The 22,934-nt window shown below is 61.4% G+C and carries 20 protein-coding genes; 15 read left to right on the top strand and 5 right to left on the bottom strand.

What is annotated here, in order from left to right; all coding sequences use genetic code 11:
* Nucleotides 1–44: 44 nt before the first annotated feature.
* The 5 genes from katE to MKI86_RS13810 all read right to left on the bottom strand — a co-directional run bounded on the left by katE (nucleotide 45) and on the right by MKI86_RS13810 (nucleotide 7,067).
* The gene (gene katE, locus MKI86_RS13830; RefSeq protein WP_241601490.1) at nucleotides 45–2,195 is read right to left on the bottom strand and encodes a catalase; all 2,151 of its coding nucleotides are present in this window, start codon (nucleotides 2,193–2,195) and stop codon (nucleotides 45–47) included.
* A 92-nt stretch (nucleotides 2,196–2,287) separates the two neighbouring features.
* Nucleotides 2,288–2,794, bottom strand: a complete 507-nt coding sequence (locus MKI86_RS13825) for a YciE/YciF ferroxidase family protein (RefSeq protein WP_241601489.1) — start codon at nucleotides 2,792–2,794, stop codon at nucleotides 2,288–2,290.
* Between the two features lie 180 nt (nucleotides 2,795–2,974).
* Nucleotides 2,975–3,877, bottom strand: coding sequence for a hypothetical protein (locus tag MKI86_RS13820; RefSeq protein ID WP_241601488.1), 903 nt, complete (start codon nucleotides 3,875–3,877; stop codon nucleotides 2,975–2,977).
* 225 nt (nucleotides 3,878–4,102) lie between these two features.
* Nucleotides 4,103–6,094, bottom strand: a complete 1,992-nt coding sequence (locus MKI86_RS13815; protein WP_241601487.1) for a BCCT family transporter — start codon at nucleotides 6,092–6,094, stop codon at nucleotides 4,103–4,105.
* 181 nt (nucleotides 6,095–6,275) lie between these two features.
* On the bottom strand, nucleotides 6,276–7,067 hold the full coding sequence (locus tag MKI86_RS13810; protein ID WP_241601486.1) for a hypothetical protein: 792 nt from the start codon (nucleotides 7,065–7,067) through the stop codon (nucleotides 6,276–6,278).
* A gap of 398 nt (nucleotides 7,068–7,465) precedes the next feature.
* On the opposite strand from MKI86_RS13810, the gene MKI86_RS13805 reads away from it, so the two are divergent.
* From MKI86_RS13805 to MKI86_RS13735, 15 genes are all read left to right on the top strand, one after another.
* The gene (locus tag MKI86_RS13805; RefSeq protein ID WP_241601485.1) at nucleotides 7,466–8,434 is read left to right on the top strand and encodes a sugar-binding transcriptional regulator; all 969 of its coding nucleotides are present in this window, start codon (nucleotides 7,466–7,468) and stop codon (nucleotides 8,432–8,434) included.
* A gap of 122 nt (nucleotides 8,435–8,556) precedes the next feature.
* Nucleotides 8,557–9,999, top strand: coding sequence for an extracellular solute-binding protein (locus MKI86_RS13800; protein WP_241601484.1), 1,443 nt, complete (start codon nucleotides 8,557–8,559; stop codon nucleotides 9,997–9,999).
* Nucleotides 10,000–10,141: 142 nt separating this feature from the next.
* Nucleotides 10,142–11,065, top strand: coding sequence for a carbohydrate ABC transporter permease (locus MKI86_RS13795; RefSeq protein ID WP_241601483.1), 924 nt, complete (start codon nucleotides 10,142–10,144; stop codon nucleotides 11,063–11,065).
* Nucleotides 11,066–11,075: 10 nt separating this feature from the next.
* On the top strand, nucleotides 11,076–11,933 hold the full coding sequence (locus MKI86_RS13790; RefSeq protein ID WP_241601482.1) for a carbohydrate ABC transporter permease: 858 nt from the start codon (nucleotides 11,076–11,078) through the stop codon (nucleotides 11,931–11,933).
* Nucleotides 11,934–11,937: 4 nt separating this feature from the next.
* Complete coding sequence (locus MKI86_RS13785) at nucleotides 11,938–13,056, top strand: ABC transporter ATP-binding protein (protein WP_241601481.1); 1,119 nt, start codon at nucleotides 11,938–11,940, stop codon at nucleotides 13,054–13,056.
* A complete protein-coding gene (locus MKI86_RS13780) occupies nucleotides 13,053–14,177 on the top strand; it encodes an ABC transporter ATP-binding protein (protein ID WP_241601480.1) in 1,125 nt (374 codons plus the stop codon). Before MKI86_RS13785 ends, MKI86_RS13780 begins: the two co-directional genes overlap by 4 nt.
* Nucleotide 14,178: 1 nt before the next feature.
* On the top strand, nucleotides 14,179–15,738 hold the full coding sequence (locus MKI86_RS13775; protein ID WP_241601479.1) for an FGGY-family carbohydrate kinase: 1,560 nt from the start codon (nucleotides 14,179–14,181) through the stop codon (nucleotides 15,736–15,738).
* A complete protein-coding gene (locus MKI86_RS13770) occupies nucleotides 15,735–16,775 on the top strand; it encodes a 2-hydroxyacid dehydrogenase (RefSeq protein WP_241601478.1) in 1,041 nt (346 codons plus the stop codon). The genes MKI86_RS13775 and MKI86_RS13770 overlap by 4 nt, the downstream gene beginning before the upstream one ends.
* Before the next feature lie 8 nt (nucleotides 16,776–16,783).
* On the top strand, nucleotides 16,784–17,452 hold the full coding sequence (locus tag MKI86_RS13765; protein ID WP_241601477.1) for a class II aldolase/adducin family protein: 669 nt from the start codon (nucleotides 16,784–16,786) through the stop codon (nucleotides 17,450–17,452).
* 284 nt (nucleotides 17,453–17,736) lie between these two features.
* Nucleotides 17,737–18,429, top strand: a complete 693-nt coding sequence (locus MKI86_RS13760; protein WP_241601476.1) for a GntR family transcriptional regulator — start codon at nucleotides 17,737–17,739, stop codon at nucleotides 18,427–18,429.
* 4 nt (nucleotides 18,430–18,433) lie between these two features.
* Complete coding sequence (locus tag MKI86_RS13755; RefSeq protein ID WP_241601475.1) at nucleotides 18,434–19,294, top strand: isocitrate lyase/PEP mutase family protein; 861 nt, start codon at nucleotides 18,434–18,436, stop codon at nucleotides 19,292–19,294.
* A complete protein-coding gene (locus MKI86_RS13750; protein ID WP_241601474.1) occupies nucleotides 19,291–20,013 on the top strand; it encodes an SDR family NAD(P)-dependent oxidoreductase in 723 nt (240 codons plus the stop codon). Before MKI86_RS13755 ends, MKI86_RS13750 begins: the two co-directional genes overlap by 4 nt.
* Nucleotides 20,010–20,531 carry a TRAP transporter small permease gene (locus MKI86_RS13745; RefSeq protein WP_241601473.1) on the top strand — a complete coding sequence of 174 codons (522 nt, stop codon included), beginning with the start codon at nucleotides 20,010–20,012 and terminating at the stop codon, nucleotides 20,529–20,531. The genes MKI86_RS13750 and MKI86_RS13745 overlap by 4 nt, the downstream gene beginning before the upstream one ends.
* Complete coding sequence (locus MKI86_RS13740; RefSeq protein WP_241601472.1) at nucleotides 20,528–21,805, top strand: TRAP transporter large permease; 1,278 nt, start codon at nucleotides 20,528–20,530, stop codon at nucleotides 21,803–21,805. Before MKI86_RS13745 ends, MKI86_RS13740 begins: the two co-directional genes overlap by 4 nt.
* A gap of 56 nt (nucleotides 21,806–21,861) precedes the next feature.
* A complete protein-coding gene (locus MKI86_RS13735; protein WP_241601471.1) occupies nucleotides 21,862–22,869 on the top strand; it encodes a DctP family TRAP transporter solute-binding subunit in 1,008 nt (335 codons plus the stop codon).
* Nucleotides 22,870–22,934: the final 65 nt, after the last annotated feature.

Below are 22,934 nucleotides of genomic sequence, written 5' to 3'. Positions count from 1 at the left end.
CCGGTAGAAAAGAAGCGCGGCATTTATGCCGCGCTCATGCCGCCTTATTTGATTGTCGGTGATGCCTTGCCAAGCTTTACTGATGGTTCGCGTCCCCAGACACGCAATTTGCCGAGTTCGGAAACGAAGCCGGCAATGCCGTCCTCGCCGGGAAGCATGATCACGCCCTCGTCGAGGGCATCAGCGATGCCGGCCTTTTCCAGTAGTTTCACCGCCGACGAGTCGTAACCGATGAACTTGCAGTGTTGGAAGGCGTCGGCAACAAAGTCGCGCGCCGTTGCTTCCATCACGAGGTCGTCGATCGCCTCGGTAGACGTCAGGAGTACCACGGCATCGAACAGGACGGACGGTCCACCGTCAATCATATGATGCGCCTCGACCCATGATCCGTCCGATGCCGTGACGCCGCCGACCTTCGGAGCAATCAGTTCATAGACGGCACTTTCCGTTTCTATCGCCGCCATAATGCCCTTCAGCAGTTTGGCGTCCACGCCGTCCGTGACGAGAATGCCGAGCTTGCGGCCCTCGAAGCGCTTGGGGCCTTTCACGACGATGCTGAGTGCCGGCGACGGCTCCAGATCCTGGCGTGTCGGCACGGCCGCGTCTGCGGGCTTCGGCATCGACTGGAAGCCGAGCTTCTGGGCAACGGTCGCGGCCAGCGTCTCGTCGATATTGAGAAGATGCGAGACCATACGTTCGCGGATAACAGGCGTTTCAACCTTGCTCAGTTCGAAGGTGAGCGCGGCTGCGATATGGCGTTGCTCGGGCGGAGTCTGACTGATGTAGAACTGCCGGGCCTGGCTGTAATGATCGGCAAAGCTCTCGGGACGCAACCGTGCCTTGGTCCCTTGCTCTTCAACGGCGTAGGAGCGATGACCGCGCATCGGGGATTCACGTGGCCCTTCGTTGAAGGAATTCGGCTGGTAGTTCGCCCGACCCACCGGATTTCGCATCGCCATGTGACCATCCTGCTGGAAATGCGCGAACGGACACTTTGGTGCATTGATTGGCAGATGCGTGAAGTTCGGGCTTCCGAGGCGCTTCAGCTGGGTGTCGAGATAAGAGAAATTCCGACCCTGCAGCAGCGGGTCGTTGCTGAAATCGATGCCCGGCGGCACGTTCTGCGTCATGAAGGCGACCTGTTCGGTCTCCGCAAAGAAGTTGTCAGGCATGCGATCCAGCACCAGACGTCCGACCGGCTGCGGCTTGAGGATTTCTTCCGGGATGATCTTCGTCGGGTCGAGTACGTCGAAGTCGAAGCCGTCGGCGAAATCCTGGTCGAACAGCTGAACCTGCAATTCCCATTCCGGGTAGTTGCCGGACTGTATCGCCTGCCAGAGGTCGCGACGGTGAAAATCGGGATCCGCGCCGTTGATCTTGACGGCTTCGTTCCAGGCGACCGATTGCAACCCTAGCTTCGGCTTCCAGTGGAATTTCACGAAGGTCGATTCGTCCTTGGCGTTGACGAACCGGAAGGTGTGGACACCGAAGCCTTCCATGAAGCGAAATGACCGCGGAATTGTGCGGTCCGACATGATCCACATGACCATGTTCATGCTTTCCGGAGTCAGGCTGATGAAATCCCAGAACGTGTCGTGGGCGGTCTGCGCCTGCGGAAAGGCCCGATCGGGTTCCTGCTTGGCGGCATGGATCAGGTCGGGGAACTTGATCGCATCCTGGATGAAGAAAACCGGAATGTTATTGCCGACGAGATCCCAGTTGCCTTCCTGGGTATAGAGCTTGACGGCGAAGCCCCGGACATCGCGCGCGAGGTCTGCCGAGCCTTTGTTGCCGGCAACCGTGGAGAAGCGGACGAAGGCAGGCGTACGCTCGCCGGGCCGCTGGAAAAGATCGGCTTTGGTGTAGGCCGCAAGCGACGCATAGGTCTCGAAGAAGCCATGCGCCCCATAGCCGCGGGCATGAACGACACGTTCGGGAATACGCTCGTGGTCGAAGTGGAAGATCTTCTCGCGGAAATGGAAATCGTCGACAACGAGCGGGCCCCTCGGGCCGACCCGCATCGAGTTCTGGTCATCCGCGACCGGCCCGCCCTGCGCGGTCGTCAGAACGGCCGCATCGCCATCATCGGCCGTCTGGTGAAGCTCGCCGCCTTGACCCCGTTGCAGCTTTGCGTCGTGAATCGTGACGGTATCGGTTGTGGTACGCTGCGCTGTAGCCGTTGTTTTCTTGGCCATGGAACTGGCTCCTGTAAACGGATCGATGGGCGCCATGGCCCGGGAGCAAAGAGGCCGCCCTCGAGGGCGGCCTGATTGGAGGTGCTGACGGTCTAGCTGGCTTTTTTCATGGAGCCCTTGGCATTTGCCGAGGATTCTCCGAGAGCGGTCAGCTTTTGGTCGGTTGCGATCTCTTCCTGAAGATTGGCGTCGAGCAGCGGGATAGCGTCCTTCATGCCAAGCTGTTTCGCCCAGGCTTTCAGCGTGCCGTAGCGTGCGATCTCGTAATGCTCGACCGCTTGGGCGGAGGAAATGAGACCGGCGTCGAGGGCAGCTGTGCCCTTGTAGTCTTCCATGATTTCTTCGCCCTCAGCGATGATGCCTTGGATGGCTTCGCAGGTCTTTCCTCGCGCAGATTTGCCGAGAAGTTCGAATACCTGTTCAAGGCGTTCGATCTGGCCCTGCGTTTCATCGCGGTGCTGGAGGAAGCCCGCTTTGCCTTCCTCCGATTGCGCCGCACGCGCCATTTTGGGCAGTGCCTTTAAGATCTGTTTTTCGGCGAAGTAGATGTCCTTGAGCGTATCAAGGAACAGGTCGTTCAATGTTTTTTCCGTAGCCATGATAGAATCCGTTCAATTTGTGAGAGGAATAGGACTTACTCAACCGGAGAGTGGGGACGACGTTCCGCTCGGCGGAAAATAAACCCATGGGGTTGCGGTGCCCCAGCCACATCGAGCCTGTGCGACAGACGTGGCTCTGGTTGGTGTAAAGCCGCCCCCCGGGGGCGGCTTCTCAGTCACTCAGCGTGCAACGATCAATGCAGCTTCTTCATCATCGCGCTGGCGTCCGCCAAGGGCGGCAGCGGCAGATGCTATAAATGCACCGACCAGCAAGGACAGGGCGCCGAGCATGGCCGCAGTGGCGGCGGACTTGCGTGCCTCATCAGCCGCCTTAAGGGCGGCGTTCTTTGCATCTTCGATCTGTGTCAGCACCTGATCGACACGGGCACGGGCTTCTTCCGGCGTTATGCCGGCGCGCGCGGCGACGATCGACGAAATATATGCTCTGTCGGCTTCCGGTACGCCATCGCTCACCGCACCCCGCATCAGGATACGCGAGACCTCGGCCGCTGCGGACGCATCGTCCGTTCGAGCGCGGCTGGCTACGTCCTGCGGGCGCAGCAAGATGTCAGTAAAGTAGCCGGTTGCCGCATCGGGGCTGGATGCGTCGCTGTTTGCGGCCGCTGCCGTGCCCGCGACCGTTGCGGTCGACACTGCGGAGGATGCCGCCTGGACGCCGGCCCCGGCGAGTGCAGTGAACGCAGAACCTGCCATACCCACCACAACGACAGTTGCCAAGGCCCAACTCAGAAACCCATGCGCGGTATCGCGAAAGAAAACTTCGTCGGTGTGAACATTGGCCCACTTGGTGCGAAGGCGTCCGGTCAGATAGCCGCCCAGCGCCGACGACAGCCATTGAACGACGACAAACCAGATCGCGGCCGTAACGCCGACGGTAGCGAACGAGGCGCTGTCGCCTGCCCAGGGCGACACCATCGTCAGGCCCACACCTGAACCGAGTAGAAGGAGAATGATCGTGGCGGCTGCGGCTGCGACCGCTCCCCCGATCACAGGACCCCAGGCGAGTGCCGGCCTGCCGGATTCGACACCGACATCGGACACATCCGAGCTGTAAAGAGACATGTCCGCCTCCTATCGCAGAAAGAGGACGAGCAGAATGACGAGCGGCAGGGGAATACCCAGAAGCCAGAGAAGAATACCACGACCCATTGTTGAGACCTCCTGTAACGTGCAGGCGAAGGCCCGCAGCATGGTGGTCCAACTCGCTGTGTCGTCCGATGTTCCATCAAACGTCGCAACGATCTGCGGGATGGATATCGATCCCGTCAGGGGGCGCGGCTTCCGGTGTCAGATACCCCCGTGTTCCGGCGCGCCGTGGACCAGTTGGGCGTCGGGTGACTGGACAAGTTTGAGGTAGCGCTCGAACTGGCCCAGGACATCCGCGATGATCTGGTCGCGTTCCATGCCCATGACGTCATAGCCACGACTGCCGCTCGAAAAATAGGTGCGTGCTTCAAAGCGCATTTCCGGTTTGCCGGCCGCCATCGGGGACAGCACCGCGAGCGGATGACTGGCGACGGCGACGCCGTAGACGAAGTCACGCACTCCTTCGGATTGGGCGCGGAGGGCGATTGCGCCGTTTTCTCCTTCCTCGATATGGGTCGGACGACCGCGAGCCGAAAGCTCCCTGGCGACTTGCTCTAGCGCTGCGCGCACCTGGGTCGTGATAAAGGCCCGCACCTCGCCTTCGCGCGGCGCACGAAGCATGTGCCCGAGGCGTCGCTGCCAGGAGGCCCCGGCGGCTGGGTAGGCGGGGGTGGGGCCACCTGCCGTGCGCCCGGCCCATTGCTGCGCCATGTCGGCGCGCATGCCCGCAAGGAGAGACCACAGCAACGCGAGCATGACGATCACGAAGGGCAGGGCGCTCGCGATCGTGACCGATTGTAGGGCAGACAGCCCCCCGGCAAGCAGCAGTACGGCAGCAACGATGCCTGAAAAAGCGCACCAGAAGACGCGCTGGAGGGTCGTCGTTTCGGTTTCTCCGCCGGCAGCGATGGCATCAACGACCAGCGATCCCGAGTCCGCCGAGGTGACGAAAAAGATTGCCACCAGAAGAATGGCGAGGGTCGATGTTACCGCCGTGAACGGAAGATAGGTAAAGAATTCGAAGAGCCCCACCGAAAGATCGCTGACGATCGCCTTTCCAAGCGCGCCGGCGGCCACGCCCTTGTCGATCCAAATGGCGGTGTTGCCGAACACGGTCATCCAGATGAAGGTAAAGCCGGCGGGTATGAAGAGTACAGCGGTAATGAAGCCGCGGACGGTCCGGCCGCGCGAGATGCGGGCGATGAACATGCCGACAAAGGGCGACCAGGAAATCCACCAGGCCCAGTAGAACAGCGTCCAGGCATCGATCCATGGTGTCGGATTATAGGCGTAGATGTTGAACGTGCGAAGCACGAGGCCATCGAGATACAGGCCGAGATTTTGCACGAAGTCGCGAAGAAGTTCGGTCGTCGGGCCGACCATGAGGACGAACACCATCAGAAGGATTGCGACAAGCAGGTTAGCCTCAGAGAGGATACGGACACCCTTGTCGAGCCCAGTGAGGACGGACACTGTCGCGAGGCCTGTGACACAGGCAATGATGAGCAGTTGCACCGCAGGTCCGATCGGCACACCCAGGACGAAATTGAGGCCGGAATTGATCTGCGTTACGCCGGCACCCATCGACGTGGCGAGGCCAAAGATGGTCCCGACAATGGCGAAGATATCGACCACATGGCCGATCGGACCGTTGATGCGCTCCTTCAGCAAGGGATAGAGGCCGGAGCGAATGGTGAGCGGCAGGTTGTAGCGATAGCCGAAATAAGCGAGTGACAATCCGACCAGGGCATAGACGGCCCATGCGTGGATACCCCAATGCAGAAATGTGACGGACATGGCCTCGCGGACGGCAGCGATCGATCCCGGTTCGGCGGTCGGCGGAGCGAGATAATGGGTCATAGGCTCGCCGACGCCGTAAAACATCAAGCCGATCCCCATGCCGGCGGCGAACAACATGGCGATCCACGACAGGAAGCTGAAGTCGGGTGTGGAATCGTCTGGTCCCAGCTTCAGGTCGCCATATCGGCTGAAACACAAAAGCAGCATGGAAGTCAGAATGACCCCGACAGCAAGAAGGTAAAGCCAGCCGAAGCCTGCCAGGATCTGGGCCTGAAGGCCTCTGAATATTTCCTCTGCCTGGGATGGAAACAGGATGCCGACGGCCAGGAACAGTCCGATGATCGCAAGCGATCCAAAAAAGACGGGCGGATTGATGACGAACGGCTTGAACATGATGCTGGCATCCACTGCTTGACGGCCTACGCGACCTGAAGACGCGATCGAACCTGTATCTTGGCAAAGGGAATATAGAACAAAAATCAAGAGGTCGACCAAGAGCGTCGCATGCAGGTGTCGGCCTTGCACTCCGCTGCGCCGGGATGGCCTGACGCGGAGACGGCTCAATGACGCCAGCTCACTTCCGGTGATTATAGGCAGGCTCGTCGGATTGCGGATCGGCTTCGCATGTGCCACCGCCCAGCCATGAGCTGTTGTAGCAGCGCCGCAATGCGTGGTGATCCAACCGTTCAAGCCGGGCTTCCGCGATATCGCGCCACCAGCGCATGTCGAGCGCTGGCCATTGGTCTGGCGGGATCGTGCACACCTGTACGGACGCGTTACCTGTGCACTGGAACGTGAAATCGGACATGCCGTAGCCGACGATTGCCGCCAGCGCGCGGGCGCCGCGTTCATCGGCCGGCGGCAATGCGTCGTTTCCCTCCACCTTTCCCCATCGGGCATTTGTCCGCGCCGCTTCACTTTCCGCGGCGTATTCGGCGCGCGGCAACACGCGGATGACCTGCCCACCTGACGAATAGGCATCCTTGAAACCAGCCGTCACCTGCGGGCCGCGATCTTGATTATCGGTACCGATGACCGAGAGCGGCTGTGTGCCAAGTTTCTGATCATCTGGGGTTTCTGCCGGGTTTCGGAAGCGGAAGACGTACTTGCCGTTCATGGGATATTTCAGCTGTACCTCGGCATAGCGGGAGGTGACCGCAACGCGGTCGGCGGCCTCTTCGTCTGGTGCGCGCAGGTCCTCCGGCGTTATCGGTATCGGATAGATGGTTACAACGCCGCCATGTTCGAGAAGCGCGCCACTTACTTCTATCGTGAGGTTTGCGTCTGATGCACCCGCGCAGACGGTGCTGCCCGCTAGGAGTATCGCTGTGAGTACTATGGCCCCATTCGGTGCTTTGTCGAACATATAACCTGGTCTCTCATCAAAAGCCGCTCGGTGCAGCAAGCCGCTGGGGCGATGGCCCTACTCATATAGCGAACCCTACCTAGAGCAGGATATGCGACATGGCCACAACCGGGAGGCTCACCTTCGCTATATCCCTTGAGCGGCATCGCTGATGGTCATCCTCAATCACATAAGGAAAGTGCTTTGCACTGCACGCACGGTGCGCGCTGCGGCAAGTTGCTGAATCGTCGAATTATTCAGTCATACCAACGCAGATCCAGCCGAGTTATCGCGCGGTTTCAGTCAGAATGCTTCGCACATGCGGAATGTAATCCGCTTGACACTTTCTACGGGGCGTGAAAATTTTCGCCTGAAAAATATTTCAAGAAAAGCAAAAATTATCATATCGGAGCGGAGGCATGGCAGCGGGCGGTGGCGGATCCCTCAGGGATGACGAGGCGAGCATGGCAGCCCGTGCCGCATGGCTGCACTATGCGGGCGGTCTGACGCAGGCCGAGGTTGCCAAACGTCTCGGACTCACGTCGCTGAAGGCCCACAGGCTGATTACAAAGGCCAACCAGGACGGGCTGGTTAAGGTCTATATCGATGGCGAAGTCTCCGAATGCGTGGAACTGGAGCAGGCCCTGATCGAGCGCTATCGACTGGACTATTGCGAAGTGGTCCCCGATTTCGATCCGGATGCATTGCCGCTGAAGGCGCTCGGTATCGCGGGCGCACAGTTTCTCAAGCGCGAGATCGAGCGCGGCGGCGACATGCTGATCGGCATGGGACATGGAAGAACCCTTGCTGCCTGCGTCGAATACCTGCCACGCACCACGACGGGCGGCGTGCGCTTCGTCTCGCTGCTGGGTGGCCTGACCCGCAAGTTCTCGGCAAACCCGCATGACGTTATCCATCGGCTGGCCGAGCGCACGGGCGCGGAAGCCTACGTCATGCCTGTGCCGTTCTTCGCCAATTCTGTGGAGGATCGCGATATCCTGTTCAGCCAGCGCGGCGTACGTGATGTTTTCGATCTGGCCGCGAGCGCCGACCTCCTCATGGTCGGAGTCGGTACCGTCGAGCGGGAGGCATCGCTGGTGGCGACCGGCATGATCGAGAAAGTCGAGCTGGAGGAGATCAAGCGCGCGGGAGGCGTCGGCGAGATCCTCGGCCATTTCTTCGACGCCAAGGGAAGGCCCGTCGAGACGGCGCTTTCCGACCGCACCTTTACACTCGGGCGCGACCAGCTGCGTAACCGGCGGATGGTGGCGATCTCCGGTGGCAAGATCAAGCTGCCGGCGATGAAGGCGGTTCTGGCGAGCGGGCTGCTCAGCGGCCTCATCACCGACGAGGCGACCGCGGCCGCGCTTGTAGGACACGATAGGTGAGGGAGTTCTGAAAATCGGTCCGGGGCAGGGCGCAGGCCCGCCCCGGTGGGAGGAATACCGGTCTGGGTAGCCGGTGACATGCTTGTCCAAGCAAGAAGTACCCGCAACGGAGGAGAACAAGAATGTATGATAAAGAGAAAGATCTTATCGGCGCATTCATACGCGGACAGATGGGCCGCCGCGACCTTTTAAAGGGCATCGCGGCCGCCGGCATGACCACGGCGGCTGCCGGAACGCTCTTCAACATGATGGCAACCCGGGCGCTTGCGGCCGATTTCGACTGGAAGGCGCATTCCGGCAAGTCGCTGAAGCTTCTGCTCAACAAGCACCCCTATGCCGATGCCATGATCGCCAACCTGAAGGCGTTCAAGGACCTGACGGGCATCGAGGTCACCTACGACGTCTTCCCGGAAGATGTCTACTTCGACAAGGTGACGGCGGCCCTGTCCTCGGGCTCGTCGGAATATGACGCGTTCATGACCGGCGCCTACATGACCTGGACCTATGGTCCGGCGGGGTGGATTACCGACCTCAAGGAGTGGATCAACGATCCGACGAAGACCAACCCGAACTACAACTGGGGTGACTTCGTCGAGGGCGTGAAAAACTCCTGCGCCTGGAATGGCCAGCCCGGCGGCGCTCTTGGCTCGGAGGACGCCAAGCAGTGGTGCATTCCGTGGGCCTTCGAGCAGAACAACATCACGTATAACCGCGCGATGTTCGACAAGGCCGGCGTCCAGATTCCGAAGAACCTCGACGACATGATCGCGGTTGCCGCGAAGCTTCAGAAGGACGTGCCTGGCATCTATGGCATCGGTCTTCGTGGATCACGCTCCTGGGCGACGATCCATCCGGGCTTCCTGTCCGGTTATGCGAACTTCAACGAGAAGGATCTCAACGTCGATGCCGATGGCAAGCTGTCGGCTGCCATGAACACGGCCGGCTCCAAGGCCTATCACGAGAAATTCGTGCAGCTTATCCAGGAAAGCGGCCCGAAGGACTGGTCGACCTATACCTGGTATCAGGTCGGCACGGACCTCGGCGCGGGCGCATCCGCCATGATCTACGACGCCGATTGCCTTGGCTACTTCATGAACGGCGGCGACAACAAGATGGCCGGCGAACTCGGCTATGCCGCCTTCGTGGCCAACCCGGAAGCCACTCAGTCTACGCCGAACATCTGGATCTGGTCCCTCGCCATGTCCAATTTCTCGAAGGACAAGGACGCCACCTGGTACTTCCTGCAATGGGCGTCCGGTCCGGAACACGCGCTCTTCGGCGCGGTGGAGATGGACTTCGTCGATCCGGTCCGTAACTCGATCTGGAAGGACGAGGCGTTCCGCGAGAAGCTCAATAAAAAGTATCCGGGCTATGTGGAAATGTTCGACGCTTCGGCCGCCGGCGCTTCCATCAAGTTCACTCCGCAGCCGCTGTTCTTCGATGTGACGACGGAATGGGCAGCGACGCTGCAGCGCATGGTCGCCAAGCAGGTTCCGGTGGACGAAGGTCTCGACCAACTGGCCGAGAGCATCAACCGGCAGCTCAAGGAAGCCGGTCTCGGCTGAGATCGCGCATTGCTCGCAGGAGCCCGGCGACATGCCGGGCTCCACCACAGGAACATGAAAACCGGTCGGCGCAGAACGAACGCGGGGCTTTTGGCCCGGCGAACAGTGACGCGGTGCCGGACCTATTGAACGAGACCTTGTCATGGCTTCCCCGGCAACACCCGAATCCAGGCGCTCCGGCTTCCGGATCAGCAAGAAGGCGCTGCCCTATGTGCTCAGCCTTCCCGCATTGCTGGTCTGCATCGGTATCCTCATTCCGTTCTTCACGGCCGTCGTCTATTCGTTCCAGCGCTACCGACTGTCGCAGCCCTGGGCGCGGCAGTTCAACTGGGGTGAGAACTATCTCAATTTCTTCAGCGATCCCGCATTCTGGAACACGCTCAAGGTCTCGTTGCTCTATGCCGGCCTTACGGTGGTGCTCGAATTGCTGCTTGGTCTGGGCATCGCGCTTCTCCTGCAGCGCCGGTCTACGGTCAACAATTTCATTTCGATCATGCTTCTCCTGCCGCTGATGATCGCGCCGGCGCTGGCCGCGTTGATGTGGAAGCTGATGACCAACCCGGGTTTTGGTGTCCTGAGCTATCTGGCAAGCCTCGTCGGCCTGCACGATTTCCGCTGGGCGTCCTCGCCGTCTACGGCATTGCTGACGGTCGTGCTCGTCGACATCTGGGTCTATACGCCCTTCATCATGATCCTGCTGCTCGCCGGCCTGCGGTCGCTGCCGACCCAGCCCTTCGAGGCTGCCGCGCTCGACGGCGTGCCGCGGCTCTTCGTCTTCTTCCGCATTACTCTGCCGATGCTGACGCCCTATATCCTGACGGCGACGCTGTTCCGCCTGCTCGACAGCATTCAGCAGTTCGACATCATCTACGCGATGACGCAGGGCGGCCCGGGTAACACGCTGACGGTGTTCCAGGTCGAGGCGTATCTGAACTTCTTCCAGTCGACGAATGTCGGGCGCTCGGCAGCCTTGCTCATCATCCTCTGGGCCATCACCTACATCCTCTCTAACATCTTCATCAAAAACTGGCTGCGCCTGCGCGAACGCGCGCGCGGTGAGGCATGAGGCGCTGATCATGGAAACGACTTCCACACTCGAAAAGACGCTGCGCCTCCTTGCGCTCACGCTCGTCGTCATCTTCTTCATGTTCCCGATCTTCTGGATCTTCCTGATGTCGTTCCAGACGAACGAGACGATCCTGCGCATTCCCCCGCAGGTCATCTTCGAACCGACACTGTCGAACTACACGGCACTTATAACCGGCAAGCTGACATCGGCCGCCGGTACGCTCGACATCGCCTTCATGAAGAACCTCGGCAATTCCGTCTTCCTGTCGGTGACCTCGGTCGCTTTGGCGCTGGTGCTCGGCGTTCCCGCGGCCTATGCTTTTGCCCGTCACAAGTTCAAGGGGTCGGAAGACATTGCCTTCACGCTCCTGTCCTTCCGTTTCGCGCCGCCGCTTCTCGTTCTGCTGCCGCTGACGCAGTACTTCCAGTGGCTCGGCCTTGCCAACACCTATATCGGCCTCATCTGGGTCTACCAGCTTATCTGCCTGCCGCTGATCCTGTGGATCGTGCGCGGCTATTTCGAGGATATCTCGGCGGACGTGGAATATGCCTATCGCATCGCCGGTCATTCCTGGTTTGCGACCTTCCGCCGGATAGCGCTGCCGCTCGCCGGCCCGGGCATTGCCGCTGCCGGCCTGCTCGCGTTCATCTTCGCCTGGAACAACTTCGTCTTCGCGCTGGTGCTGGCATCCGCCGACAAGCAGCCCGTGACCGTGGGCGCGCTCGCCTTCGTTACCTCTTCGGGCATCCAGTATGGGCAGATCGCCGCCGCAATCGTGCTGTCCGTCACGCCGACGCTCGCACTCGCACTCTACGCCCAGCGCTACCTCGTCGAAGGCCTGTCGCTCGGCGCGGTGAAGGGGTAAGGCCATGACCACGCTTCAACTCGAAAACATCGTCAAGCGCTACAAGAACCACACCGTGCTCGACCACCTGTCGCTTGACGTAAAGGATGGCGAGACGCTTGTACTGTTTGGCCCGTCGGGCGCCGGCAAGTCGGTCCTCCTGCGGCTGATCGCCGGTGTCATCGACCCCGAAGAGGGCCGCATCCTGATCGGCGGCGAGGATATGACCGATGTCGATGCCGAGCATCGCGGCATCGGCATGGCCTTCCAGAACTTCGCGCTCTTCCCGCACATGGACGCCTTCGAGAACATTGCGACGCCGCTCGAGGCGAAGCGCTCCTCGGCGGATACGATCAAGGCCGGCGTGCACCGCGTGGCAAAGCTTCTCAAGATAGACCATGTGTTGACGCACCGGCCAAAGGCGCTCTCCAATGGCCAGAAGCAGCGCACGGCACTGGCCCGGGCGCTTGCCGGCTCGCCGCCGCTGTTGCTGCTCGACGATCCCCTCAGGAACGTCGACGCGAAGCTTCGCTTCGAGATGCGGCTTGAACTGCCGCGTGTTCTGGCCGCGCAGGGAGCGACGGTCGTCTATGTGACGCAGGACTATAAGGAGGCGATGGCGCTTGGCGACCGCATCGCCGTGATGTCGGACGGCAGGATTCGCCAGATCGGCACGCCGGAGGACATCTACAACGCACCGGCGGACATCGACATTGCCCGCCTCTTCGGCGATCCGACCATCAATCTGCTCGACGTCAAGCCCAACGCGGAGGCTGACGGCGTGTCAGTCTTGCTTTCCGATGTGCGGATTGTGCTACCCGGCATTCCCGCGAACGCTGCTGGCAAGGCCTGCGTGCTCGGGCTCCGTCCCGAAGCGCTGAGCTTCGTGCCGGCGGGAACGCCGGGCGCCATTCCCGTTACGGTCGAGGCGGAAACGCCGCTCAACGAGAAGACCGTGACGCTCGCCCTGACCGTGCGCGGCCGGGAAATCCTCGTGTCGCGGCCGGCGGGAACGCCGGGCCCGGCGTCCGGGTCCGCGCATATTGCGGTCGACGGTGCCAATGCCTTCCTCTTCGACAAGCAGACGGGCGCGCTGATCGCCCGGCATGGCAGCCATACGGGTACGCAGGGAGAAGCGGCATGAGCGGCGCGGGACTTCAGATCAAGGGCGTCGACAAGTTCTACGGGCCTGTCGATCACGGTGTTCACGCCGTCAAGCAGCTGTCGATGGAGATTGCGAAGGGCGAGATCGTCGCATTGCTTGGCTCGTCCGGCTGCGGAAAAACCTCGACTCTGCGTATGATTGCCGGTTTTGAGGCCGTCTCGCGCGGACAGATTTCGCTTGCGGGCCGGGAGGTCCATACCTTTGCGCCCGTCAAGCGCAACGTCGCGATGGCCTTCGAGGGATACTCGCTCTATCCGCCGCTGACGGTGCGCGAGAACATCGCGTTTGCGCTCAAGGCTTCCAAGCTGCCGCAGAGCCTGGTCGATGAGAAAGTTGCCTATATCGCAAAGCTTCTGGAGATCGAGGATATCCTCGGCCGTTACCCGAGTTCGATCTCTGGCGGCCAGCAGCAACGCGCCTCGCTCGGGCGCGCCCTGATCCGCGATGCCGACCTGCATCTGCTCGATGAACCGATGGGCCAACTCGAGCCACAGCTGCGTGCCATCCTGCGCGGCCGCATCAAGCATTATATCAAGGAAAAGGGCCTGACTGCCATCCTCGTGACGCATGACCAGACGGAAGCCAATGCGCTGGCGGACCGCATTGCCGTCATGGAGGGCGGGGTGCTGCAGCAGTTCGACACGCCGCAGATGATCAAGGAGCGGCCGGCGAACCTCTTCACCGGCACCTTCGTCGGCGAACCGCCCATGAACGTGTTCGACGCCACCGTCACGGTAAGTGGTGACACGATGGTGTTCGGCCTCAACGAGGGGGTGCGGCTCGAATATGCGGTATCGGATTTCTCCCCTGCCGTTCTTTCCGAGCTGCGCAACCGCAAGAAGGTGTCGCTCGGCATCAGGCCCTATGCGGTTCGGCGCGAGGATGGCGGTGTACCTGCCAGAGTATCGGTCAGCCAGTGGCTCGGAGACCAGACGCATATTGCCGCGGATTTTGCCGGCGGAACGATGGTTCTCGTCGAGCACGACCGCGTGCGTCTTGGTCTGGGCGACATGATCGGGTTGAAGCTAGATCCGCACAACCTGCATGTCTTCGACGGCGAAAGCGGCGTCGCGGTCAGCCACGGCCCGGAGCTTGCCTGACATGCGCGATATCTTGATCGGCATAGATGCCGGGACGTCCGTCATCAAGTCGGTCGCCTTCGATCTGAAGGGCCGGCAGATCGCGGCGGCGGCGGTTCCCAACAGCTACGAGACCGTGGGGCGGACGGGGGCGGTCCAGGACATGGCGCGGACCTGGGCGGACACCGCCCGCACGCTTTCGGAGCTTGCGGGCGAGGTCGAAAACCTCGGCGCGCGCGTCGCAGCCATCGCCGTGACCGGGCAGGGCGATGGGACATGGCTCATCGACAAGGCGGGCGATCCCGTCGGCAAGGGATGGCTCTGGCTCGACGCGCGGGCGGGAGACACCGTCTCGCGGCTTCGCCTGGAGGGTGGAGACGCCGAGCGTTTCAGCCGTACCGGCTCAGGGCTTGCCGCCTGCCAGCAAGGGTCGCAGATCCGCTGGATGCTGGACGAGGCGCCGGAAATGCTAGAGGGGGCGGTGACAGGCTTCCACTGCAAGGATTGGCTCTATTTCAAGCTGACGGGAATACGCGCGACGGATCCGTCGGAAGCCTGCTTCACCTTCGGAGACTTTCGCAAGCGGGCCTACTCTCAGACGGTGATCGATATTCTCGGTCTGCAAGGACAGGACCACCTCCTGCCCGAAATCGTCGATGGCGCAGTGACACATCACGGCCTGTCGGAAAGCGCAGCTGCGCTGACCGGCCTCGTCGCCGGTACGCCCGTCGTGCTCGGCTATGTCGACGTGGTCTGCACGTCGCTAGGCGCCGGCCTCTATGATCCCGGGACCGATACGGGCTGCTCGATCATCGGTTCGACCGGCATGCACATGCGGCTTGCGACGAGCCCTGACGATGTACGGCTCAACGATGACCTGACCGGCTACACGATGTGCATGCCGATCCCCGGTGTCTATGCCCAGATGCAATCCAACATGGCCGCGACCCTCAATATCGACTGGATACTGTCGGTGGCGGGCGGGCTGCTCAAAGGCATGGGGGTCGAGAAGACGAAGGCGGAACTTCTGGCGCAGATGGAGGTGTGGCTCGCCCAGGCTAACGACCGGCCACCGATCTTCCATCCCTACATATCGGAAGCCGGTGAGAGGGGGCCGTTCGTCGATGCGGCGGCGCGGGCGTCCTTCATCGGACTCACCGTTTCGAGCGGCTTCCCGGACATGGTGCGCGCCGTCTTCGACGGCCTGGCGCTTGCCTCGCGCGATTGCTACCTCGCCATGGGGCCGTTGCCACAACGCGTGCGGCTGACAGGCGGGGCCGCACGTAGCGCCTCGCTTCGCCACATCCTCGGCGGTGCGCTGGGCGCCAGCATCCAGACCAGCGAGCGGGAGGAGGCGGGCGCTGCGGGTGCCGCGATGATCGCTGCAGTCTCGCTTGGCCTTTACGGATCGATGGCGGAATGCATTAAGGAATGGGTGACGCCCTGCCAGCGGCCGGCCGAACCCGCCGACCAAAAGCTTTCCCGATATTTCGATTCGGTGTTTCCCGCCTATCGCCAGTCGCGTGAGGCGCTTCGGCCGGTCTGGGAAACGATGACCAAACAACAGGACAAGGTTCAATGACGAAGAAAATAGCCATCGCGGGTGACCGCTTCATGCTTCCGCAGGTCTTTCAGGAAAAGCTCGTGGAAGCCTGTGGCGACGGCCACGACATCAGGCTGCTCGAGCTGCCCTGGCCGGACGTTCCGATGGAGCACGGATATGAGGTCGCGGGCATGGACGGGCTTAAGGAATATCTGGGTTCGGCCGACGAGATCGTGGATTTTATCGGCGACGCTGAAATCTTCATCACGCAGCTGGCGCCCCTCTCGCATGCCATGTTCGAACGCATGCCCGGTTTGAAGTTCGTTGCCGTCTCCCGCGGCGGCCCTGTCAACATCGACATGAAAGCGGCGCGGGAGGCCGGCGTTACCGTTGTCAATACGCCCGGCCGCAATTCCAGTGCTGTCGCCGAATTCACCATCGGCGCAATCCTCGCCGAGACGCGGCTCATTCGCAGTGGCCACGAGTCGCTTCGAAAGGGGGAATGGCGCGGCGAACTCTACCGCGCGGACGTTACGGGGCGTGAACTCTCCGAGCTGACCGTGGGCGTCATCGGTTACGGCAATATCGGCACGAAGGTCGTGCGGCTGCTCAGGGCCTTTGGAACGAAGGTTCTGGTCTGTGATCCCTATGTCCAGCTCTCCGCCGACGATCATAATGCAGGCGTGGAGCATGTCTCGTTGGACACGCTGCTGTCGCACGCGGATGTGGTGACGCTGCATCCGCGCGTTTCGGAGGAGACGCGCAACATGATGAACGCGGATGCCTTTGCGCAAATGAAGCCGGGCGCCCTGTTTGTGAATACGGCGCGCGGGCCACTCTGCGACTATGATGCGCTCTACGAAGCGCTGACCAGCGGCCATCTGGGCGGCGCCATGCTGGAGACCTTCGCGGTCGAGCCTGTGCCGGCCGACTGGCCGCTGTTGCAGTTGCCCAATGTCACGCTCACGCCGCATATTGCCGGTGCGTCCGTGCGTACCGTGACATATGCTGCCGAGATGGCGGCCGACGAGGTGCGTCGCTATATCGCCGGTCAGCCGCCCGTCAATCCCTGCTGAGGCCTCCCATGACAGAACTTTCCATTCGCCAATCGATCATCGACCATTGCCGCGGCATGAACGCGTCCGGGCTCAATCAGGGCACGTCCGGCAATATCAGCGTGCGCTTCGGCGACCGCATGCTGATCACGCCTTCCGGCATTCCCTACGATACGATGCAGCCAGACATGATTGCGTCGCTTCCACTCGCCGGAAACGGGGACTATGACGGCCCGAAAAAGCCGTCCGTCGAATGGCCGTTTCATCTTGATATCATGAAGGCGAGGCCGGATGTCGGCGCTGTGGTGCACACGCATTCTACCTACGCGACGATCCTTGCCATGGCAGGCAAACCGATCCCTGCCTGCCACTATATGATCGCGGCGTTCGGCGGCCCGGACGTCAGGATCGCCGACTATGCCCGGTATGGTACGAAGGCGCTTTCGGACAGTGTCATCCGGGCGATGGAAGGCCGCTCCGCCTGCCTGATGGCGAACCATGGCATGATCGCCACCGGCGCGACGCTGGAAAAGGCGATGTGGGCAGCCGTCGAACTCGAAACGCTTTCAAAGCAGTACTACCATACGCTGCTTATCGGCGGCCCGATGATCCTGCCCGACGAAGAAATCGTGGGCGTGCTTCAGGGCTTCGCCACCTACGGCCTCCAGGACGGCAAGACGGGTGGCAAGGCTGCCTGAGGCGGTTGCCCAAATAGCCAGAACCGCTCGGTGGCCCGGTGCTTATAGAAAGCTCCGGGCCATTTTTCTGTGTTCGGCCATTCCCGCTGATGTCTGGATTGAGATCGTTTCGGTCTGATTTCTTTAGTTTTCTCGTCGTGTAGACAGGGCATCGAACGCGATCTCCCGCACGAAAATCAACATCGCTACCCGATCCCTCACTTCGCAGAATTTTGGCTGTTTACGCGTCTGCACTTTCTGTTGTATGTAACACATAACGTTAGCCGGGCAGGAGGAGGTCACGGTTGGGAGGCACGCGCCAATTACGGATCAAACAGCCGCAATCCATCGCGCAGATGGTGGTGGAGCGACTGCGAGAGGCCATCGTCGACGGGCATTTCGGGCTTGGCGAGAATATCTCGGAAGACAAGCTTGCCGAGACGTTCGGGGTGAGCCGGACGCCGATACGCGATGCTCTCCTGCAGCTTCAGCAGTCCGGGCTGGTGATCGTGCGCCCCAAGCGCGGGAGCTTCGTGTTCTCCCCGACTCTTGCGGACGTGGAAATCCTTTGTGAATACCGGTTGATGCTTGAGATGCAGGCATTGCGGCTGTCGATGACGCGCAATCATCGCGAACTCACCGACGCGATACAGTCGGCTGTCACTGCGATGACCGCGGCGCTCGAGGCCGGCGATCAGTTCGCCTATGCCCGCGCCGACGCCGAATTTCATCGGGCCTTCTTCGATCTTTGCGGTAATCGGCTGATCAGGGATGCCTATGCCGTCGCGGAAGGCCAGCTCGGCGCGATCCGAAGCTCTCTCAGCGTGGCCTATGGCCAGCCCGGCGATCAGAGTTATTCAGAACACAAGCAGATGGCGGATCTGATTGCCGCCAAGGATATCGACGCTCTCGCCGCCATCATGGATGAACATGTCTGGCGAACACTGCGTGTCGCTCGCGATGCGCTGTCCGAGGATGCGGGTAGCAGGAGACCCTGAAATCATGACTCAAGCACAAAACCTACGCCGCCTTCTGGAAGGCGGGCGGATCATTGCTGCGCCTGGTGCTCCCGATAGCCTGAGCTCCCGGCTGGTCCAGCGCGCCGGCTTCGAAGCGGTCTACATGACCGGTTTCGGCGCGACGGCGACGCGGCTGGGAACGCCCGATATCGGTCTTCTTACGCAGACCGAAATGACGGAACACGCGCGCAACATGACGCGCGCCGTCTCGATCCCGGTCATTGCCGATGCCGATACCGGTTATGGCGGTCCGTCGAACATTCACCGCACGGTACGCGAATACGTCCAGGCCGGTGTTGCCGCGATCCACCTGGAAGACCAGGTCGCACCCAAGCGGTGCGGGCAGATGGCCGGTGTAAAGCTGATGGGCCGTGAAGAATCGGCTCTGAGGCTCAAGGCGGCCATATCGGCGCGGGCGAAGGACGACCTCGTCATCATTGGTCGCACGGATGCGCTGCAGGCGGACGGCATCGAAGAGGCGCTCTATCGCGCAAGACTCTATCAGGACGCGGGCGTCGATCTCGTCTTCGTCGACGGCATCAAGAAGATTGCCGATGTCGAGGCCGTTGCTAGGGCGATCGATGGACCAAAGGTCGTTTCCATCGTCGATGGCAACGAAACCACCGCGCTGAAACTGGCCGACCTTCAAGACATGGGATTCAGTGTCGTCTTCTATGCGCTCACGGCGCTGCTCAGCGCAACGCGTGCGATGCAAGACGCTCTGGCGGAACTGCGCGCCACCGGTGCGCCTGAAGGTGGCCCCGCCAAGCACAGCTACGCAGAGTTCTGTGAGATTGTCGACCTCGGCTTCCATCAGCAACTGGATGAAAGTTTCGGACGATGAACGCAGTCGTCCTCGTCACGGGCGGTGCGGCCGGGATTGGCCGCGCCATTGCGGATGCCGTCATCGCCGGCGGCGCGCGCGCGATCCTCTGGGATGTCGATGCGCAGCGGCTCGAAAGAGCGCGCAATGCGCTTGGCGATAGAGTCCGGGTGGAGTGCGTTGACGTTTCGGTTGCCGCCGCCGTCGACGAAGCGATAGCGCGGATTGGCGACGACTGGGCGCCGACCCATCTCGTCAACAATGCCGGCATCATCGGCCGCCGAATGCCGCTCATCGACATCGATCCTGCGGAGGTCGACCGGGTTCTCGGCATCAATGTGCGCAGCGCTTTCGTGGTGACACGAGCCTTTCTGCGTGCCCGGGCAGAACATCCTGATGCCGCGATCGTCAACCTGTCGTCCATTGCGGCCAGTAATGGCGGGGCGGCCGGAAACGCGGTTTATGCCGCAAGCAAAGGCGCCCTGCAGTCGCTCACCTTCGCGATGGCCCGCGAACTTGCGCCGGCCATTCGCGTCAATGCGCTGGCGCCTGGAATTATCGACACAGACATCCAGAAGGATGTCTTCGCTGACCGCGCCGAGATGGACGCGCGCGCTGCGACCATACCGCTTCATCGTCTCGGCGACGCCGCGGACGTTGCGGAAGCCGCTGCCTGGCTGCTGTTCCGCGCTGCATACACCACGGGAGAGGTGGTTACCGTTTCGGGAGGAAGGAAATGATCGACCGTTCGATCAACGCGTTTTTCAAGCTGCTCGAGGTTCTGCTCGTGTTGCTGCTCGCCGGCATGACAGTCATGGTGTTCGCCAATGTCGTGCTGCGTTACGTCTTCAGTTCAGGTCTGGATGTTTCCGAAGAGCTGTCGCGCTTCTTCTTCGTCTGGCTTATCTTCATCGGTGGCGTCGTTGCGATGCGCAACCACGCGCATATGGGCTTCGATCTTCTTGTGAGCGCGTCCAGACCGAATGTGCGGCGTGTGCTTCTGTTCATCGCCAACGGGCTCATCGTTTTCGTCTGCTGGCTGCTGCTCGACGGTGCCTGGCGGCAATCCGGCGTGACTGCCACGGACCGCTCGCCGGTCACCGGCCTGTCGATGATCTTTGTGTTCGGTATCGTCATCCCGTCCGCGATCGGCATCGGCATTATCGCTATCCACCGCATGATCGGGGCGTTTCGGGGTACGTATGATCCGTACGCCGTGCCACAAACGACGGAAGCTTTGGTGGAGCGCGCGCTATGACGCTTGCAATTTTCCTTGCCACGCTCGGTGGCGCTCTTGCTGTCGGCGTTCCCGTTGCCTTTGCGCTCGTGTTGTGTGCGCTCACGATGGGCATCTATCTCGACCTTTTCGACACACAGATCATCGCCCAGCGCATGGTCGTGGGCGCGAACAGCTTCCCGCTGCTGGCCATTCCGTTCTTCCTGCTGGCCGGCGAATTGATGAATGCGGGCGGCATGTCGAAGCGCATCATCGCCTTCGCGAGCTCTTTCCTCGGGCATCGTCGCGGCGGCCTCGGTTTCGTCGCGATCCTTGCCGCCGTCATCATGGCGAGCTTGTCTGGTTCGGCGGCCGCCGACACGGCGGCGTTGATCGCCATGCTTCTGCCAATGATGCGTGCGGCCGGCTATGAACAGGGACGGTCCGTCGGCCTCATGGCAGCCGGCGGGACGATCGCGCCGATCATGCCGCCGTCGATCGCCTATATCATATTCGGTGTGGCGACCAACGTCTCGATTACCCAGCTCTTCCTGGCGGGTATCGTGCCCGGCCTCATGATGGGTGTCGGCATCGCTGTCGCCTGGGCGATCGTCTCTCGCACCGACAATGTCGATGTGATGCCGCGCCAGGGATGGAAAGTCCGCCTTCAGACGCTCGGTGCGGCAGGATGGTCGCTCGGCATGCCGGTCATCATTCTGGGCGGCATCCGCTTTGGCATCGTGACGCCGACGGAAGCCGCCGTCGTTGCCGCGGTCTATGCCACCTTCGTCGGTATCTTCGTCCATCGCGAACTGCCCTTGTCGGCGATGTACGAGGCGTTGCGCAACGCTGCGGTCACAACGGCCGTCGTCATGATGCTGGCAGCAGCCGCCCTGACCACCGCCTGGTTCATTGCCGTGGCCGATCTTTCCGGTGTCGTTATGGACCTTGTCGCACCGCTCGCCGACAATCCCAAGCTGCTTCTGGGGGTGATCATGCTGATCATTCTCGTCATCGGCATGGCGCTCGACATGGGCCCGACCATCCTGATCCTGGCGCCGGTGCTTCTGCCGGTCGTCACGGCTGCCGGTATCGACCCCGTCTATTTCGGCGTGCTTTTCGTCATCAACTGCGCGATCGGCCTGATCACGCCGCCAGTGGGTATCGTGATGAGCGTGGCGAGCGGTGTCGCGCGCATCCCGTTGCATCAAGTGATCAAGGGGTCGCTGCCCTTCATCGCCGCGCAGGTCATCGTCCTGTTCCTGCTGGTCATGTTCCCGCAACTCGTTCTCGTCCCGCTGAATTTCCTGCGGTGAGGCTTCTTGGCGGGACAAAATCCTTTGCCCCGCCCCACTTTGGAGGAAGGTGAAAAATGAAACTGAAAATCTTCGCTGCCGCCCTGATGGCTGCCACCATGTTTGCCGGTTCGGCGTCGGCAGAGTTCAACAGCCGCAATATAAAGGTTTCCAATGGTGCGCCGAAGGACCATCCGGTCGCGGCCGGCGTCGACGCGATGTCGGCGTGCCTGGAAGCCGGTTCCGGCGGCAAGATGAAGCTGCGCGGTTTCTACTCGGGCGCGCTGGGCGACGATCTGGACGCAACGCAGTCCGTGCGGTCCGGCTCGCTTGAAATGGTTGTCGCTGGTGCCGACGCGCTTGCGGGCATCGAGCCGGCCATGAACGTGTTCGGCCTGCCCTTCCTCTTCGCTTCGAATGAAGAAGCGGACGCCGTTCTTACCGGCCCCTTCTACGACTATCTGGCCAAGCGTATGCCCGACCACGGGCTGGTGCTTTTGTCGTTCTGGGAAAACGGTTTCCGCAACACCACCAATTCAAAGCACCCGATCGAGAAGATCGAAGATTTCCGCGGACTCAATTTCCGTGTGATGCAGAACAATATCTTCCTCGACACATTCCGCCGTCTCGGCGCCAATCCGGTGCCGATGGCGTTCGGTGAAGTGTTCACTGCGCTCGAGACCGGTGCCGTCGATGGACAGGAAAACCCGCTGCCGCTGATCGAGGCATCGAAGTTCTACGAGGTGCAGAAGTATCTCACCTTGACGCGGCATGCCTATTCACCGACGCCGGTCATGTTCTCCAAGAAGGTGTGGGACAGCTATACGCCGCAGGAACAGGAACTGCTGCAGATCTGTGCCGCGGAGGCACGCACCGCCCAGCTCGAGCGTAGCCGCGCGGCGGCACTCGAGGCTCTCGAAGCCTTGCGCAGTCACGGTGTGGAAGTCGTGGAAACGTTGAGCGACGCTGAGATGACGCGCCTGCGCGAAGCGATCAAACCCGTCTATGAGGCCAACAAGGCGTCGATCGGGGAAGAACCCTACACACTCGTTCAGGACCAGCTTGCCGCGATGCGCGGCCAATAAGCTCGATCCTCCCAACCGACGGCGCGGTCCGCCGCGCCGTCGGACGCATTCAACAGTTTCAGGAC

The organism is Shinella sedimenti (genome assembly GCF_022601905.1).
GTDB classification, from domain to species: Bacteria; Pseudomonadota; Alphaproteobacteria; order Rhizobiales; family Rhizobiaceae; genus Shinella; species Shinella sedimenti.
This window is presented reverse-complemented; position numbering and strand designations above follow the sequence as displayed.